The following is a 13,697-nucleotide window of genomic DNA, read 5'->3' as shown; positions in this document are numbered from 1 at the left end:
GACATGCCGGACAAGATGATGCGGATGCAGCGCGCGGACGCGGGCCGGGCGGCTGCCAGGCGCCCCGTCATGCTCGCCATCGCCGGCGACAGCGCGGCGGGCAAGACCACGCTCACCAAGGGGCTGGTGGAGGCGCTCGGGCCGGAGCGCAGCACCTCGGTCTGCGTGGACGACTACCACCGCTACGACCGTCAGGAGCGCAAGGGGCTGCCGTTCACCGCGCTGCACCCGGACTGCAACTACGTCGGGATCATGGAGCAGCACCTCCAGCTGCTCGCCATCGGACAGCCGGTCCTCAAGCCGGTGTACGACCACGACACCGGGCGGCTCACCCGGCCCGAAATCGTCGAGCCCCGCGACTTCGTGATCGTCGAGGGTCTGCTGCCGCTGCACACGAAGCTGATGCGGGCGTGCTTCGACGTCACGGTCTACCTCAACCCGCCGGAGGAGATCCGCCGGGACTGGAAGATCGAGCGGGACACCCGGAAGCGCGGTTACACGGCCGACCAGGTGCTCGCCGAACTGGAGCGGCGTGAAGGGGAGTCGGAGTCCTTCATTCGGCCCCAGCGGGCGTCCGCGGACATCGCCGTACGGTTCGCGCCGATCGCGGGCCGGGACGACCCGCCCGGTACGCCGCTGTCGGCGGAGCTGCTGCTGCGGCCGACCATCCGCCACCCCGAGCTGAACGGGGTCCTCGCCAAGGGCGACCGGCGGGCGATCCACCTCAAGCTGTTCCGGGACGAGGACGGCCGTCCCGTGGACGCGCTGCACGTCCACGGGTACGCGCCGCGCGAGGAGAGCCAGGTGGTGGAGAAGGCCATCTGGTCCCAGCTCGGCGTGGACGCCGCAGGCCCACCGGACACGCTGGGCAGGATCGACGGCGGCGACCGCAGCGAGCCGCTGGCCATCACCCAACTCCTGCTGCTCTACCACCTGTTGGAGGCCGGCCGCTGACGTCCCACGCCGGCCCGACGGAGCCCGCCCCTTCCCGCTGGACGGAGAAGGGGCGGGCTCTTTCTGCGCCTCGGGACGTCGGCCTCGGCGTGTCAGGCGCGCGGGCTCTTCAGCAGCGCGACCGCCGCCGTGACGAGGGGGTCGCCGAGTGTGTCGCCTCCCGCCCGGTTCACCTGGTCGACGAGTCGCGCGCGCATGCGCGGGTCCCAGAATCTGCGGATGTGGGCCGCGACCGCCTCGGCGGCCTCGTCGCTGGGCAGGTGCCGGAGGTTCATGGCGATGTCGTTCGCCATCCGGTGTTCCGGTGACACGGCGTGGGCCATCTCAGTCCACCGCCGCGAGCCGGTCCCCCTGGGGGGACGCGGTGTCCGTGGCACGGTCGAGCGGGTGCGCGAGCCCGACCTGTACGGCGGTCACCTTGTACTCCGGGCAGTTGGTCGCCCAGTCCGAGTTCTCCGTGGTCACCACGTTGGCGCCGGTCACGGGATGGTGGAACGTGGTGTAGACGACCCCGGGCGGCATCCGGTCGGTGACGTACGCGTGCAGCGTCGTCCGACCGACCCTGCTGGTCAGCGTCACCGGGTCGCCGTCGCGGATGCCGCGGACCTCGGCGTCGTGCGGGTGCAGTTCCAGGACGTCCTCCGGGTGCCAGGCGACGTTGCCGGTACGGCGGGTCTGCGCGCCGACGTTGTACTGGGTGAGGATGCGGCCCGTGGTGAGGATCAGCGGGAAGCGCGCGGTGGTCCGCTCCTTGGTGGGGACGTAGGCGGTGACCACGAACCTCCCCTTGCCGCGCACGAACTCGTCCACGTGCATGGTCGGCGTGCCTTCCGGCGCCTCCTCGTTGCACGGCCACTGGACGCTGCCGAGCTTGTCCAGCAGCTCGTAGGAGACACCCTGGAAGGTCGGGGTGACCCGGGCGATCTCCTCCATGATCCGGCTCGGGTCGTCGTACGCCATCGGGTAGCCCATGGCGGTGGCGATCTCGCAGACGATCTGCCACTCGTGCTTGCCGGTCTTCGGCGGCATCACCGCGCGCACCCGGTTGACCCGGCGTTCGGCGTTGGTGAAGGTGCCGTCCTTCTCCAGGAACGACGCCCCGGGCAGGAAGACGTGCGCGAACTTGGCCGTCTCGTTGAGGAACAGGTCCTGGACGACCACGAGTTCCATGGCTTCGAGCGCGGCGGTGACGTGCTGGAGGTTCGGGTCCGACTGGGCGATGTCCTCGCCGTGCACGAACAGGCCGCGGAAGTCCCCGTCGATCGCCGCGTCGAACATGTTCGGGATGCGCAGTCCGGGCTCGGCGAGGATCGTGCGGCCCCACAGCTCCTCGAACACGGTGCGCACGGCGTCGTCCGAGACGTGGCGGTAGCCGCTGAACTCGTGCGGGAAGGAGCCCATGTCGCAGGAGCCCTGCACGTTGTTCTGGCCGCGCAGCGGGTTGACGCCGACGCCCTCGCGGCCGATGTTGCCGCACGCCATCGCGAGGTTGGCCATCCCCATGACCATGGTGGAGCCCTGGCTGTGCTCGGTGACGCCGAGGCCGTAGTAGATGGCCCCGTTGGGGGCCTGCGCGTACAGCCGGGCCGCGGCCCGGAGTTGCTCGGCCGGCACGCCGGTGATGGACTCGGTGGCCTCCGGGCTGTTCTCCGGGCGGGAGACGAAGTCGGCCCACTCCTCGAAGCCTTCGCACCGTGTGGCCACGAAGGACTTGTCGACCAGGTCCTCGGTGACGGCCACGTGCGCCATGGCGTTGACGACGGCGACGTTCGTGCCCGGCGTGAGCTGCAGGTGGTGCGCGGCCTCGACGTGCGGCGTGCGCACCAGGTCGATACGGCGCGGGTCGATCACGACGAGCTGAGCGCCCTCGCGCAGCCGGCGCTTCATGCGCGAGGCGAACACCGGGTGTCCGTCGGTGGGGTTGGCGCCGATCAGCACGATCACGTCGGCGTCCGCCACCGAGCGGAAGTCCTGGGTGCCCGCCGACTCGCCGAAGGTCTGCTTCAGGCCGTAGCCCGTCGGGGAGTGGCAGACGCGGGCGCACGTGTCGACGTTGTTGTTGCCGAAGGCGGCACGCACCATCTTCTGGACGACGTACACCTCCTCGTTGGTGCAGCGGGACGAGGAGATGGCGCCGATCGCGCCCGCGCCGTGCCGCTGCTGGATGTCACGCATCCGCGTGGCGACGGTACTGATCGCCTCGTCCCAGCCGACCTCGCGCCACGGGTCGGTGGTCCTCTCCCGCACCATGGGCTTGAGGATGCGGTCGGGGTGGGTGGCGTAGCCGAAGGCGAACCGTCCCTTGACGCACGAGTGGCCCTCGTTGGCGCCGCCGGACTTGGCGGGCACCATGCGGACCAGTTCGTCGCCGCGCAGCTCGGCCTTGAACGAGCAGCCCACCCCGCAGTACGCGCACGTGGTCGTCACGGACCGGGTCGGCATGCCCAGGTCCACCACCGACTTCTCCTGCAGCGTCGAGGTCGGGCACGCCTGGACGCAGGCGCCGCACGACACGCACTCCGAGTCCATGAACGACTCGCCCGCGCCGGCGGACACCTGGGACTCGAAGCCGCGCCCCTCGATGGTGAGCGCGAACGTCCCCTGGATCTCGCCGCAGGCGCGCACACAGCGGGAGCAGGCGATGCACTTCGACGGGTCGAAGTCGAAGTAGGGGTTGCTGTGGTCGGTCTCCAGGTCGAGGTGGTTGTCGCCCTCGTAGCCGTAGCGCACCTGCCGCAGTCCGACCACTCCGGCCATGTCCTGCAGCTCGCAGTCGCCGTTGGCCGGGCAGGTCAGGCAGTCCAGCGGGTGGTCGGAGATGTAGAGCTCCATCACGCCCTGCCGCAGCTTGTCGAGGCGCGGCGTCTGCGTACGGACCTTCATGCCCTCGGCCACCGGGGTCGTACAGGACGCCGGAGTGCCGCCGCGGCCGTCGATCTCGACCAGGCAGAGCCGACAGGAGCCGAACGCCTCCAGGCTGTCGGTGGCGCAGAGCTTCGGGATGTCCGTGCCGGACAGGGCCGCGGCGCGCATCACCGAGGTGCCCTCCGGTACCGTCACCGGCTGTCCGTCGATCTCCACGGTCACCGTCGCGGCACCGGGCCGGGCGGGGGTGCCCAGATCGGGTTCCTTGAACAGGGTCATTGTGCCGTCTCCTCGCGTCGAGCGGTGAAGTCCTCCGGGAAGTGCAGCAGCGCGCTCTTCACCGGATTGGGCGTCAGTCCCCCCATCGCACACAGCGAGCCGTCCGTCATCAGCTCGCACAGGTCGCCCAGCAGGCCGAGGCCCGCGTCCTGGTCGTCGCCCGCGGTGATGCGGTCGATCACCTCGACCCCGCGGACGGCGCCGACCCGGCAGGGCGTGCACTTGCCGCACGACTCCTCGGCGCAGAACTCCATCGCGAAGCGTGCCATCCCCGCCATGTCCACGGTGTCGTCGAAGACGACGATCCCGCCGTGCCCGAGCATGGCGCCCACGGCGGTGAACGCCTCGTAGTCCATGGGCACGTCGAGCCCGGACGCGGGCAGGTACGAGCCGAGCGGACCGCCCACCTGCACCGCGCGCACCGGTCGGCCGGACCGGGTGCCGCCGCCGTAGCGCTCGACCAACTCTGCCAGGCTGATGCCGAACGCGGTCTCGAAGAGGCCGCCCCGCGCGATGTTGCCCGCCAGCTGGAACACCTGGGTGCCGCGCGAGCGCTCCACGCCCAGTTCGGCGTACGCCTTGCCGCCGTCGGCGAGGATCGCGGGCACGCTGGCCAGGGTGAGCACGTTGTTGACGACGGTCGGCCGGCCGAACAGCCCGGTGACGGCGGGGATCGGGGGCTTGGCCCGCACCATGCCCCGCTTGCCCTCCAGGCTCTCCAGCATCGAGGTCTCTTCGCCGCAGATGTAGGCGCCGGCCCCGATCCGCACGTGCAGATCGAAGCGGAAGCCGGAGCCGAGGACGTCCTCGCCGAGCCAGCCGCGGCTGCCGGCGACGGCGATCGTCTCGCGCAACACCTCGGCGGCGTCGGGGTATTCGGAGCGCAGATAGATGTAGCCCTCGTGGGCACCGACCGCGTACGCGGCGATCGTCATGCCCTCGATCAGCACGAAGGGGTCGCCTTCCATCACCATCCGGTCGGCGAAGGTCCCGCTGTCGCCCTCGTCGGCGTTGCAGCAGACGTACTTCACGTCCCCGTCGGTGTCGGCGACCGTCCGCCACTTGATGCCGGCCGGGAAGCCCGCGCCGCCGCGGCCGCGCAGCCCCGACTCCGTCACCTCGGTGACGACGTCGGCCGGGGTGAGTCCGAGCGCCCTGCGCAGGCCGGCCAGGCCGCCGTGGGCGACGTAGTCGTCCGGGGAGAGCGGGTCGGTGACGCCGACGCGCGCAAGGCACAGCCGCTGCTGGTCGCGCATCCACGGCAGCTCGTCCACCGGGCCCTGGCAGAGCGGGTGTTCGGCCGCGCCTTCGAGCATGCCGGCGGCGACCAGATCGGGGACGTCCTCGGCGCGGACCGGTCCGTAGCCGATCCTGCCGCGTTCGGTCGCCACCTCCACCAGGGGCTCCAGCCACAGCATGCCGCGTGATCCGTTGCGCACCACGTCGATCCGGCGGCCCGTGGCCTCCGACGCGCGCCGCAGGGCCGCGGCGACCTCGTCGGCGCCGACCGATGTCGCCGCGGAGTCCCGCGGCACGTACACCGTGGTCATGACGCCTCCCGCTGCACCATGCCGGCCAACCGGTCGTGATCGAGGCGTCCGTAGAGCCGGCCGTTGACCTGGGCCGCGGGTCCCAGCGCGCAGTTGCCCAGGCAGAACACCTGATCAAGGGTCATCGAGCCGTCCGGCGTGGTCTGCCCGACCCGGACGCCGAAGGTCTGCTCGAGACGGGCGAGCAGTTCCTCCGCGCCGACCGACTTGCAGGCCTCCGCGCGGCACACCCTCACTGTCGTCCTGCCCGGGGGCTGGGAGCGGAAATCCCGGTAGAAGGTGACGACACCGTGGACATCGGCTCTTGACAGGTTCAACTCCGCTGCCACGAGCGGGATCGCTTCGGGATCGATGTAGCCGAGGCGATCCTGGAGGTCCTGCAGGACCACGAGGAGCGGTCCCGGTTCCTGTCGGTGCGCGTCCACGACGCACCGGACGAGCTCCGGCAGATTCATTTCCGTTCTCTTCATGAGCCGCTCCGCATTCGTCTACTTCTGTGCCCGTACGCGTGCTTGTCTGCTCGTACTTCCGGAAATGGCAGCGGGCCCGCCCCCACGCCTCAAGGGGCGTGCGGGCGGGCCGCGTTCAGCGGGTGAACAGCGGCAGGCTGGAATTGACGGCCTGCACGACGCCGTACACCAGGGGGACTCCGACGATCAGCCACGAGACGGCGATCCTCGCGGCGTGACCGCCGGATGCCTTGGTGGCGCTCTGCGACATGATGGGCGCTCCTTCCCTCCCTGTTCCGGGGGCGCGGATCGGGTTGGCGGGGTGGCTAGTTGGGGGTGGCCGCCTGCGCGGCCTCGGCCCCGGCGGTCTTCGGGGCCTCGGCCGGCTCGTGCCAGCGTGCGGCGACCGGCCGGATCAGCAGGTTGGCGAGGAAGCCGAGCGCCAGCACGCCGACCATGGTGAAGAGGGCGGGCCGGTAGTCGTTCGCGGTCAGCTCGCCGGGGGTGCCGCGCGAGTCGAGGATGCCGTTGACGATCAGCGGGCCGACGACGCCGGCCATGGACCAGGCGGTGAGCAACCGGCCGTGGATGGCGCCCACTTGGTACGTGCCGAACAGGTCCCGCAGGTACGCCGGTGCCGTCGCGAAGCCGCCGCCGTAGAAGGAGATGATGACCGCGGCCAGGATGACGAACAGCGCGGTCGAGGTGGGTCCGACGAGGGCGAGCAGCGCGTAGAGCACCATGCCGACGCCGAGGTAGACCACGTATGCGGGCTTGCGGCCGATGAAGTCCGAGGTGGACGACCAGGTGAAGCGGCCGGCCATGTTGAAGATGGACAGCAGGCCCACGAATCCGGCGGCGGCCGCCGCGGTCACGGTCGACGTCTCGCCCTTGCGGAAGAAGTCCTGGATCATCGGGGCGGCCTGTTCGAGGATGCCGATGCCGGCGGTGACGTTGCAGAACAGCGCGGTCCACAGCAGCCAGAACTGCGGCGTCCTGATGGCGTGGGCGGCGGAGACGTGCGCCGTGGTCACCATCGGCTGGGACTTCAGCGCAGCCGGGTCGAAGCCCTCGGGCCGCCAACCCGGCGCCGGTACGCGGACGGTGAAGACGCCCAGCATCATGACCAGGAAGTAGACGACGCCCAGGGTGACGAAGAGCTTCGCGACCGCGCCGCCGGAGGCGACCGCGGTGGCGTCCGCGGTGCCGTCGTAGAAGGACAGCAGTTCGCGGGAGAGCGGCGAGGCGACCAGGGCGCCTCCGCCGAAGCCCATGATGGCCATGCCGGTGGCCAGGCCCGGCCGGTCCGGGAACCACTTGATCAGTGTCGAGACCGGGGAGATGTAGCCGATGCCGAGGCCGACGCCCCCGATGACGCCGTAGCCGAGGTAGACGAGCCAGAGTTGCTTGGTGGCGATGCCCAGTGCCCCGATGAGGAAGCCGGACGACCAGCAGCAGGCGGCGGTGAACATCGCCTTGCGCGGCCCGACTTTGTCGACCCACGTCCCCATGACGGCCGCGGACACGCCCAGCATGACGATGGCTATGGAGAAGACGATCCCGATCGAGGTGAGGTCCGTGCCGAAGTGCGCGACCAGGGCGGTCTTGTACACGCTGGTGGCGTAGACCTGACCGATGCAGAGATGGATGGCGAGCGCGGCGGGCGGGATCAACCAACGGCTGTAGCCTGGTTGAGCAACCGTGTGCTCGCGGTCCAGGAAGGACAGTGCGGCCACTGTCCACCTCCTTGTGCGAGGAGTCCGTGAGGGGCGCGGGTAGGGGCGGGTGAACTCGCTCGCCGGGGTGGGCCGGTGGGGGCGGTCGATCACGCTGCGTGTCCGGCGAGCACTGAAAAATTAGGCTCGCGTGTGACCCAGGTCAAAGTTTCTTTTCGAATCTGGTCATAACCCAGATTTATGAACCGTGCGGTCACGCGCCTATCACCCCTCGCGAACCATCTGTGCGGCCTCGTGCGCCCTCGGAACGCGCCCGTCGGCGTGGTCGTCTCCCGGGTCGTGCGGGCGACTGAGTGTCACATGGCGCCGCAGCGCCCGGTCCAGTTCGCCGGGCATGTCCAACTGCCGTGCGACGTCCACGAGGGCGCGGGCCAGCATCGACTCCGGCGTGCGGTCGGCGAGGACGAGCCCGACGTGGAAGGACCGCGTCGGGCGGGGCAGCACCAGCAGTCGTGTGCCGTCGGGGACGCCGAAGCTGTGCAGCCAGGCGTGCGGGATGACGCTGGACAGCCGCATGGACGCGATGTGCGCGTACATCGCCTGCACGGTGTCGGCCTCGACCACCGGGTTCACCGCGGCGCCCGCCTCGGCGAAGTACCCGTCGAGGATACGGCGGTTCTGCATCACCTGGGTGAGCAGGCACAGCGGCGCCGTCGCGGCCTGCGCCCAGCTGATGGAGTCCTGGCCGGCGAACTCCCCGTCCTGCGGCGTCAGGAACAGGTACCGCTCGCGGTAGAGCGGGACCACCCGGACCTTGCCCAGGGGCTCACCGTCCACATAGGTCATGCCGACGTCGATGTCGAACTCGTTGAGCCGGGCCACGATCTCCCGCGACGACAAGGACTCCAGCGAGAACTGCATCCCCGGGTGCCTCGCGTGCAGCGGGGTGGTCAGCAGCGACGCGACGGTCAGCGCGGTGGGGACCGCGCCGATGCGCAGGACTCCGGTCAGACCGCCGCGCATGCTCGACAGCGAGTGGCGCAGGGCGTCCTGCTCGGCGAGCATTCGGTGGGCCCACTGCAGCACCTGCTTGCCCTCGGGGGTGAAGCCCTCGAAGCGCTGCCCCCGCTGGACGATCCGCACGCCGAGTTCGGCCTCCAGCTTGCGGATGCCGGCCGACAGCGCGGGCTGGGACACATGGCACACGTCCGCCGCGCGCCCGAAGTGGCCCTCGCGCGCCAAGGCACTCAGGTACTCCAACTGGCGCAACAGCATCAGCCATAGATACCCCGAAACGAACCCGCAGGTAAAGGCACCCGACGCGGTCGGCGGGCAGGCGCCCCATTCTTGAGTCTTCCTTCAGGTGTCCGACGAAAGACTTGATGGATATCCGAAGGGTTCGCCGCCAGCATGGAGACATCCCGAACCCATCCCCCGAACACCCATCGTCAGGAGCAGACATGGCGGAGCGCTGGGGCGCAGGAGTCATTCCCTACGCCGAAATGGGGTACTGGCAGCCGGACTACGAGCCGAAGCCGACGGACGTCCTCGCGGCGTTCCGCATCACGCCGCAGCCCGGCGTGCCGCCGGAGGAGGCGGGAGCCGCGGTGGCGGGCGAGTCCTCCACGGCCACGTGGACGGTCGTGTGGACGGACCGCCTGACGGCGTACGACCACTACCAGGGCAAGTGCTACCGGGTGGACCCGGTGCCGGGCGCCGAGGGCGAGTACATCGCCTACATCGCCTACGACCTCGATCTGTTCGAGGAGGGCTCGATCGCGAACCTCACCTCGTCGATCATCGGCAACGTCTTCGGGTTCAAGCCGCTGAAGGCGCTGCGCCTGGAGGACATGCGCATCCCGCCGCACTACACCAAGACGTTCCAGGGCCCCGCGCACGGCATAGTGATGGAGCGCGAGCACCTCGGCAAGTACGGCCGCCCGCTGCTCGGCGCGACGACGAAGCCGAAGCTGGGCCTGTCCGCCCGCAACTACGGCCGGGTGGTGTACGAGGCGCTGCGCGGCGGGCTGGACTTCACCAAGGACGACGAGAACATCAACTCGCAGCCGTTCATGCGCTGGCGGGACCGGTTCCTGTTCTGCATGGAGGCGGTCAACCGGGCGCAGGCGGAGACCGGTGAGGTCAAGGGGCACTACCTCAACGTCACCGCGGCGACGATGGAGGACATGTACGAGCGCGCCGAGTTCGCCAAGGAGCTCGGCAGCGTCATCGTGATGATCGACCTGACGGTCGGCTACACCGCGATCCAGTCGATGGCGAAGTGGGCCCGCAGGAACGGGGTGATCCTGCACCTGCACCGCGCCGGCCACTCGACCTACACCCGGCAGAAGACGCACGGCGTCAGCTTCCGCGTCATCTCCAAGTGGATGCGGCTGGCCGGGGTCGACCACATCCACGCGGGCACGGTCGTCGGCAAGCTGGAGGGCGACCCGAACTCCGTGCGCGGCTTCTACGACACGCTGCGCCTCGACAAGGTCGAGGCGGACCCGGTCAAGGGCCTGTACTTCGAGCAGGACTGGGCCTCCATGCCGGGCGTCATGCCGGTCGCCTCCGGCGGCATCCACGCCGGGCAGATGCACCAACTCCTCGACTACCTCGGCGAGGACGTGATCCTGCAGTTCGGCGGCGGCACGATCGGCCACCCCATGGGCATCGCCGCCGGTGCGAGTGCCAACCGCGTCGCGCTGGAGGCGATGATCAAGGCGCGCAACGAGGGCCGGGACTTCCTCGCCGAGGGCCCCGACATCCTGCGGGCCGCCGCGAAGCACCACCGCGCGCTCGACGTCGCGCTGTCCACGTGGGGCGACATCACCTTCACCTACGCGTCCACCGACACACCGGACGTCGTCGCGACCCCGACCGCCGTCTGAGGACCAGGAGGAACAGCATGCGAGTCACCCAGGGCGCCTTCTCCTACCTGCCCGACCTGAGCGACGACGAGATCCGGCTGCAGATCCAGTACGCTCTGGACCACGACTGGCCGCTGTCGGTGGAGTTCACCGACGACCCGCATCCCCGCAACACGTACTGGGAGATGTGGGGCCTGCCGATGTTCGACCTGAAGGACGCCACGGGCGTGCTGTACGAGGTCAACGAGTGCCGGAAGGCGTACCCGCGCCACTACGTCCGGGTCAACGCCTACGACGCCCGGCTGGGCCGGCAGACCACCGCGCTGTCGTTCATCGTCAACCGCCCCGCCGAGGAGCCCGGGTTCCGGCTGGAGCGGGCCGAGGTGAGCGACCGCCGCATCCAGTACACGACCCACGCCTACGCCACCGACCGCCCGTCCGGCGAGCGCTACGCTCCGGGCCAGTGAGGCGGCGACACCCATGAACGGTGAGAACAGGACGGCTGCAGGCAGGGCCGGTGACGAGAGGGAGGACCCGGCCGGGCGGCTCCTGCCGGCGGACGCGACCGTCGACCTCGCCGCGCAGCGGCGCGCCTCGGGCGTCGACGACGTACTGGAGGCACTGGACCGGGACCTGGTCGGGCTGCGCCCGGTGAAGACCCGCATCCGGGAGATCGCGGCCCTGCTGCTCGTCGACCGGCAGCGGGCGCGGTTCGGGCTCTCGGCGAGCCGCCCCAACCTGCACATGTCGTTCACGGGCAGCCCGGGCACGGGCAAGACCACGGTGGCGCTGCGGATGGCCGCACTGCTCAGGCAGCTCGGCTACCTCAAGCGCGGCCATCTGGTCACGGTCACCCGGGACGACCTGGTGGGGCAGTACGTCGGACACACCGCACCGAAGACGAAGGAGGTCCTCAAACGGGCCATGGGCGGCGTGCTGTTCATCGACGAGGCCTACTACCTGTACCGCGCGGAGAACGAGCGCGACTACGGGCAGGAGGCCATCGAGATCCTGCTGCAGGTGATGGAGAACCAGCGCGACGACCTCGTGGTCATCCTGGCCGGCTACAAGGACCGGATGGACACCTTCTTCCAGTCCAACCCCGGGATGAGCTCGCGGATCGCCCATCACATCGACTTCCCCGACTACTCCCTGGACGAGTTGGCCGAGATCAGCGAACTCATCGTGCGCGACCAGGGCTACGCGCTGTCCCCGAAGACCCGCGACACCGTCCGGGACTATCTGGAACGCCGCCGCGCGCAGCCGCGGTTCGCCAACGCCCGCAGCGTCCGCAACGCCGTGGAGCGCGCGCGGCTGCGGCAGGCCAACCGGCTGGTCGACGGTGACGCGCGAGCCCTGGCCAAGGACGACCTCATGCGGCTGGAACCGGAGGACTTCCTCGCAAGCCGGGTCTTCGCGGCCGAGCCGGTGACCGGGGCGAGCGATTCCCCACGTCAAACGGGTTGACCGACCGCTTTCGGGGGATCAATGTGGCCACAGTGGTGACTGAGGTGTACGAGCAAGGGGAGGCGCCGTGGCCGCATCAGCAGAGGCAGAGCCCAGAGTGGCGGGCTGTGAGATCCGGTCCATCGACTACGTTCCGCTGAACGAGCGGCACGGCAAGCTGTGGCATCTGGGCCCCCTGTGGTTCATGTCGAACGCGCAGATAGCCACGCTGGCGGTCGGGCTGATCAGCATCACCGAGGGCGGCAACCTCATCTGGTCGCTCATCGCGATCGTGGCCGGAACCGTCATCGGTACGTTCTTCATGGCCTTCCACTCCGCCCAGGGGCCGCAGCTGGGGCTGCCGCAGATGATCCAGTCGCGGCCCCAGTTCGGCTACGTCGGGGCCCTGTTGGTGTGGCTCTTCGCCTATCTCCAGTACGCGGGCTTCAACATCTTCAACTCCATCCTCGCCGGGCAGGCCCTGCACACGACCGTGCACGGGAGCGTCAACCTGTGGGTGGTCCTGGTCACCGTGCTCGCGTTCGTCCTCGCGCTGGTGGGGTACGACGTCATCCACCGGGCCGAGCAGTTCCTGACGTACACCTTCCTGGTCGTCTTCGGGGTCTTCACCGTGGGCGTCCTGGTCAACCTGGGCTTCCCGGCCGGGGCGTTCGACCTCGGTGACTTCCACTGGACGCCGTTCCTCGCCCAGTTCGGCGTGGTCGCCGGCTACCAGATCAGCTGGGCCATCTACGTCTCGGACTACTCGCGCTACCTCCCGCCGAACGTGACGGTCCGCAAGACCTTCTACTGGACCTACTTCGGGTCGGCGCTGGGCGGCGTGTGGCTGATGACCCTCGGGGCGCTGCTCGCGGCCTGGGCGGGCAAGGACTTCGACACGATCCGCTCGATCAAGGCCGCGGGCGACACGGTGTTCCACGGGTTCGGCGCGATCGTGCTGCTGTTCGCCGCGCTGGGCCTGGTGTCGGTCACCGCGCTGAACATGTACGGGGGTTCGCTGACGCTCATCGGCGCCATCGACTCGGTCAAGAAGGTGCGGCCGACGCTCGGCATGCGCGTCGTGACGATCGGGCTCACCGCGGTGCTCTCCCTGATCGGCGCGCTGGCGGCGACCTCCCACTTCCTGGAGAACTTCGAGAACTTCCTGCTGCTGATCCTCTACCTGTTCATCCCGTGGACCGCGGTGAACCTCATGGACTACTACGTGGTGCGCCGCGGGCACTACGCCATCGCCGAGATCTTCAACTCGCGTGGAATCTACGGGCGCTGGGGCTGGCACGGCATCATCGCCTACCTCGTGGGGTTCGCCGTGATGGTGCCGTTCTTCTCGGTCGGCACGCTCTATGTCGGGCCCGCCGCGAAGGCGCTCGGCGGGGCCGACATCTCGCTGTTCATCGGGCTGCCGGTCTCGGCGCTGCTGTACTGGCTGCTGACCCGGTCGATCGACGTGGCCGCCGAGCAGCGGCTGGCGGAGGCCGAGGCGGATGAGCTGGAACGGGCGGCGCACGAACACCGCGAGCCGTACGACGACCCGAAGCAGAAGTGACGCATGCGGAGCTGACGGGTAAGAAGCCGAACGCCGGGCGC

12 protein-coding genes are annotated in these 13,697 nt (G+C 69.7%); 5 read left to right on the top strand and 7 right to left on the bottom strand.

The window, feature by feature from the left end:
• The first annotated feature begins 3 nt into the window (after positions 1–3).
• A complete protein-coding gene (locus ABZ910_RS13510) occupies positions 4–954 on the top strand; it encodes a phosphoribulokinase (protein WP_361363099.1) in 951 nt (316 codons plus the stop codon).
• A gap of 92 nt (positions 955–1,046) precedes the next feature.
• Here the strand turns inward: ABZ910_RS13510 and ABZ910_RS13505 are convergent, their stop codons facing one another.
• The 7 genes from ABZ910_RS13505 to ABZ910_RS13475 all read right to left on the bottom strand — a co-directional run bounded on the left by ABZ910_RS13505 (position 1,047) and on the right by ABZ910_RS13475 (position 9,048).
• Positions 1,047–1,277, bottom strand: a complete 231-nt coding sequence (locus tag ABZ910_RS13505) for a formate dehydrogenase subunit delta (protein WP_361363096.1) — start codon at positions 1,275–1,277, stop codon at positions 1,047–1,049.
• Between the two features lies 1 nt (position 1,278).
• A complete protein-coding gene (fdhF, locus tag ABZ910_RS13500) occupies positions 1,279–4,098 on the bottom strand; it encodes a formate dehydrogenase subunit alpha (protein ID WP_361363093.1) in 2,820 nt (939 codons plus the stop codon).
• Positions 4,095–5,648: an NADH-quinone oxidoreductase subunit NuoF gene (locus ABZ910_RS13495; RefSeq protein ID WP_361363090.1), complete on the bottom strand. Its 1,554-nt coding sequence runs from the start codon at positions 5,646–5,648 to the stop codon at positions 4,095–4,097. Before ABZ910_RS13495 ends, fdhF begins: the two co-directional genes overlap by 4 nt.
• Positions 5,645–6,118 (bottom strand): NAD(P)H-dependent oxidoreductase subunit E, encoded by a 474-nt coding sequence (locus ABZ910_RS13490; RefSeq protein ID WP_361363088.1) that lies wholly within the window; start codon positions 6,116–6,118, stop codon positions 5,645–5,647. The genes ABZ910_RS13495 and ABZ910_RS13490 overlap by 4 nt, the downstream gene beginning before the upstream one ends.
• Before the next feature lie 115 nt (positions 6,119–6,233).
• The gene (locus tag ABZ910_RS13485) at positions 6,234–6,368 is read right to left on the bottom strand and encodes a hypothetical protein (RefSeq protein ID WP_361363086.1); all 135 of its coding nucleotides are present in this window, start codon (positions 6,366–6,368) and stop codon (positions 6,234–6,236) included.
• A 55-nt stretch (positions 6,369–6,423) separates the two neighbouring features.
• On the bottom strand, positions 6,424–7,824 hold the full coding sequence (locus ABZ910_RS13480; RefSeq protein ID WP_361363398.1) for an OFA family MFS transporter: 1,401 nt from the start codon (positions 7,822–7,824) through the stop codon (positions 6,424–6,426).
• Positions 7,825–8,037: 213 nt separating this feature from the next.
• A complete protein-coding gene (locus ABZ910_RS13475; RefSeq protein WP_361363084.1) occupies positions 8,038–9,048 on the bottom strand; it encodes a LysR family transcriptional regulator in 1,011 nt (336 codons plus the stop codon).
• A gap of 185 nt (positions 9,049–9,233) precedes the next feature.
• Here ABZ910_RS13475 and ABZ910_RS13470 point away from each other — a divergent pair, with 185 nt between their 5' ends.
• The 4 genes from ABZ910_RS13470 (at position 9,234) to ABZ910_RS13455 (ending at position 13,656) form a co-directional block, all read left to right on the top strand.
• Positions 9,234–10,664 (top strand): form I ribulose bisphosphate carboxylase large subunit, encoded by a 1,431-nt coding sequence (locus tag ABZ910_RS13470; RefSeq protein ID WP_361363081.1) that lies wholly within the window; start codon positions 9,234–9,236, stop codon positions 10,662–10,664.
• A 17-nt stretch (positions 10,665–10,681) separates the two neighbouring features.
• Positions 10,682–11,110 carry a ribulose bisphosphate carboxylase small subunit gene (locus ABZ910_RS13465; RefSeq protein ID WP_361363078.1) on the top strand — a complete coding sequence of 143 codons (429 nt, stop codon included), beginning with the start codon at positions 10,682–10,684 and terminating at the stop codon, positions 11,108–11,110.
• A gap of 13 nt (positions 11,111–11,123) precedes the next feature.
• The gene (gene cbbX, locus ABZ910_RS13460; RefSeq protein ID WP_361363075.1) at positions 11,124–12,110 is read left to right on the top strand and encodes a CbbX protein; all 987 of its coding nucleotides are present in this window, start codon (positions 11,124–11,126) and stop codon (positions 12,108–12,110) included.
• A gap of 67 nt (positions 12,111–12,177) precedes the next feature.
• Complete coding sequence (locus ABZ910_RS13455; RefSeq protein WP_361363072.1) at positions 12,178–13,656, top strand: cytosine permease; 1,479 nt, start codon at positions 12,178–12,180, stop codon at positions 13,654–13,656.
• Positions 13,657–13,697 lie beyond the last annotated feature (41 nt).

It is taken from the genome of Streptomyces sp. NPDC046805 (assembly GCF_040645355.1).
GTDB lineage: Bacteria > Actinomycetota > Actinomycetes > Streptomycetales > Streptomycetaceae > Streptomyces.
The sequence above is the reverse complement of the archived record's forward strand: the minus strand, read 5'-3'. Positions and strand labels throughout refer to the sequence as shown.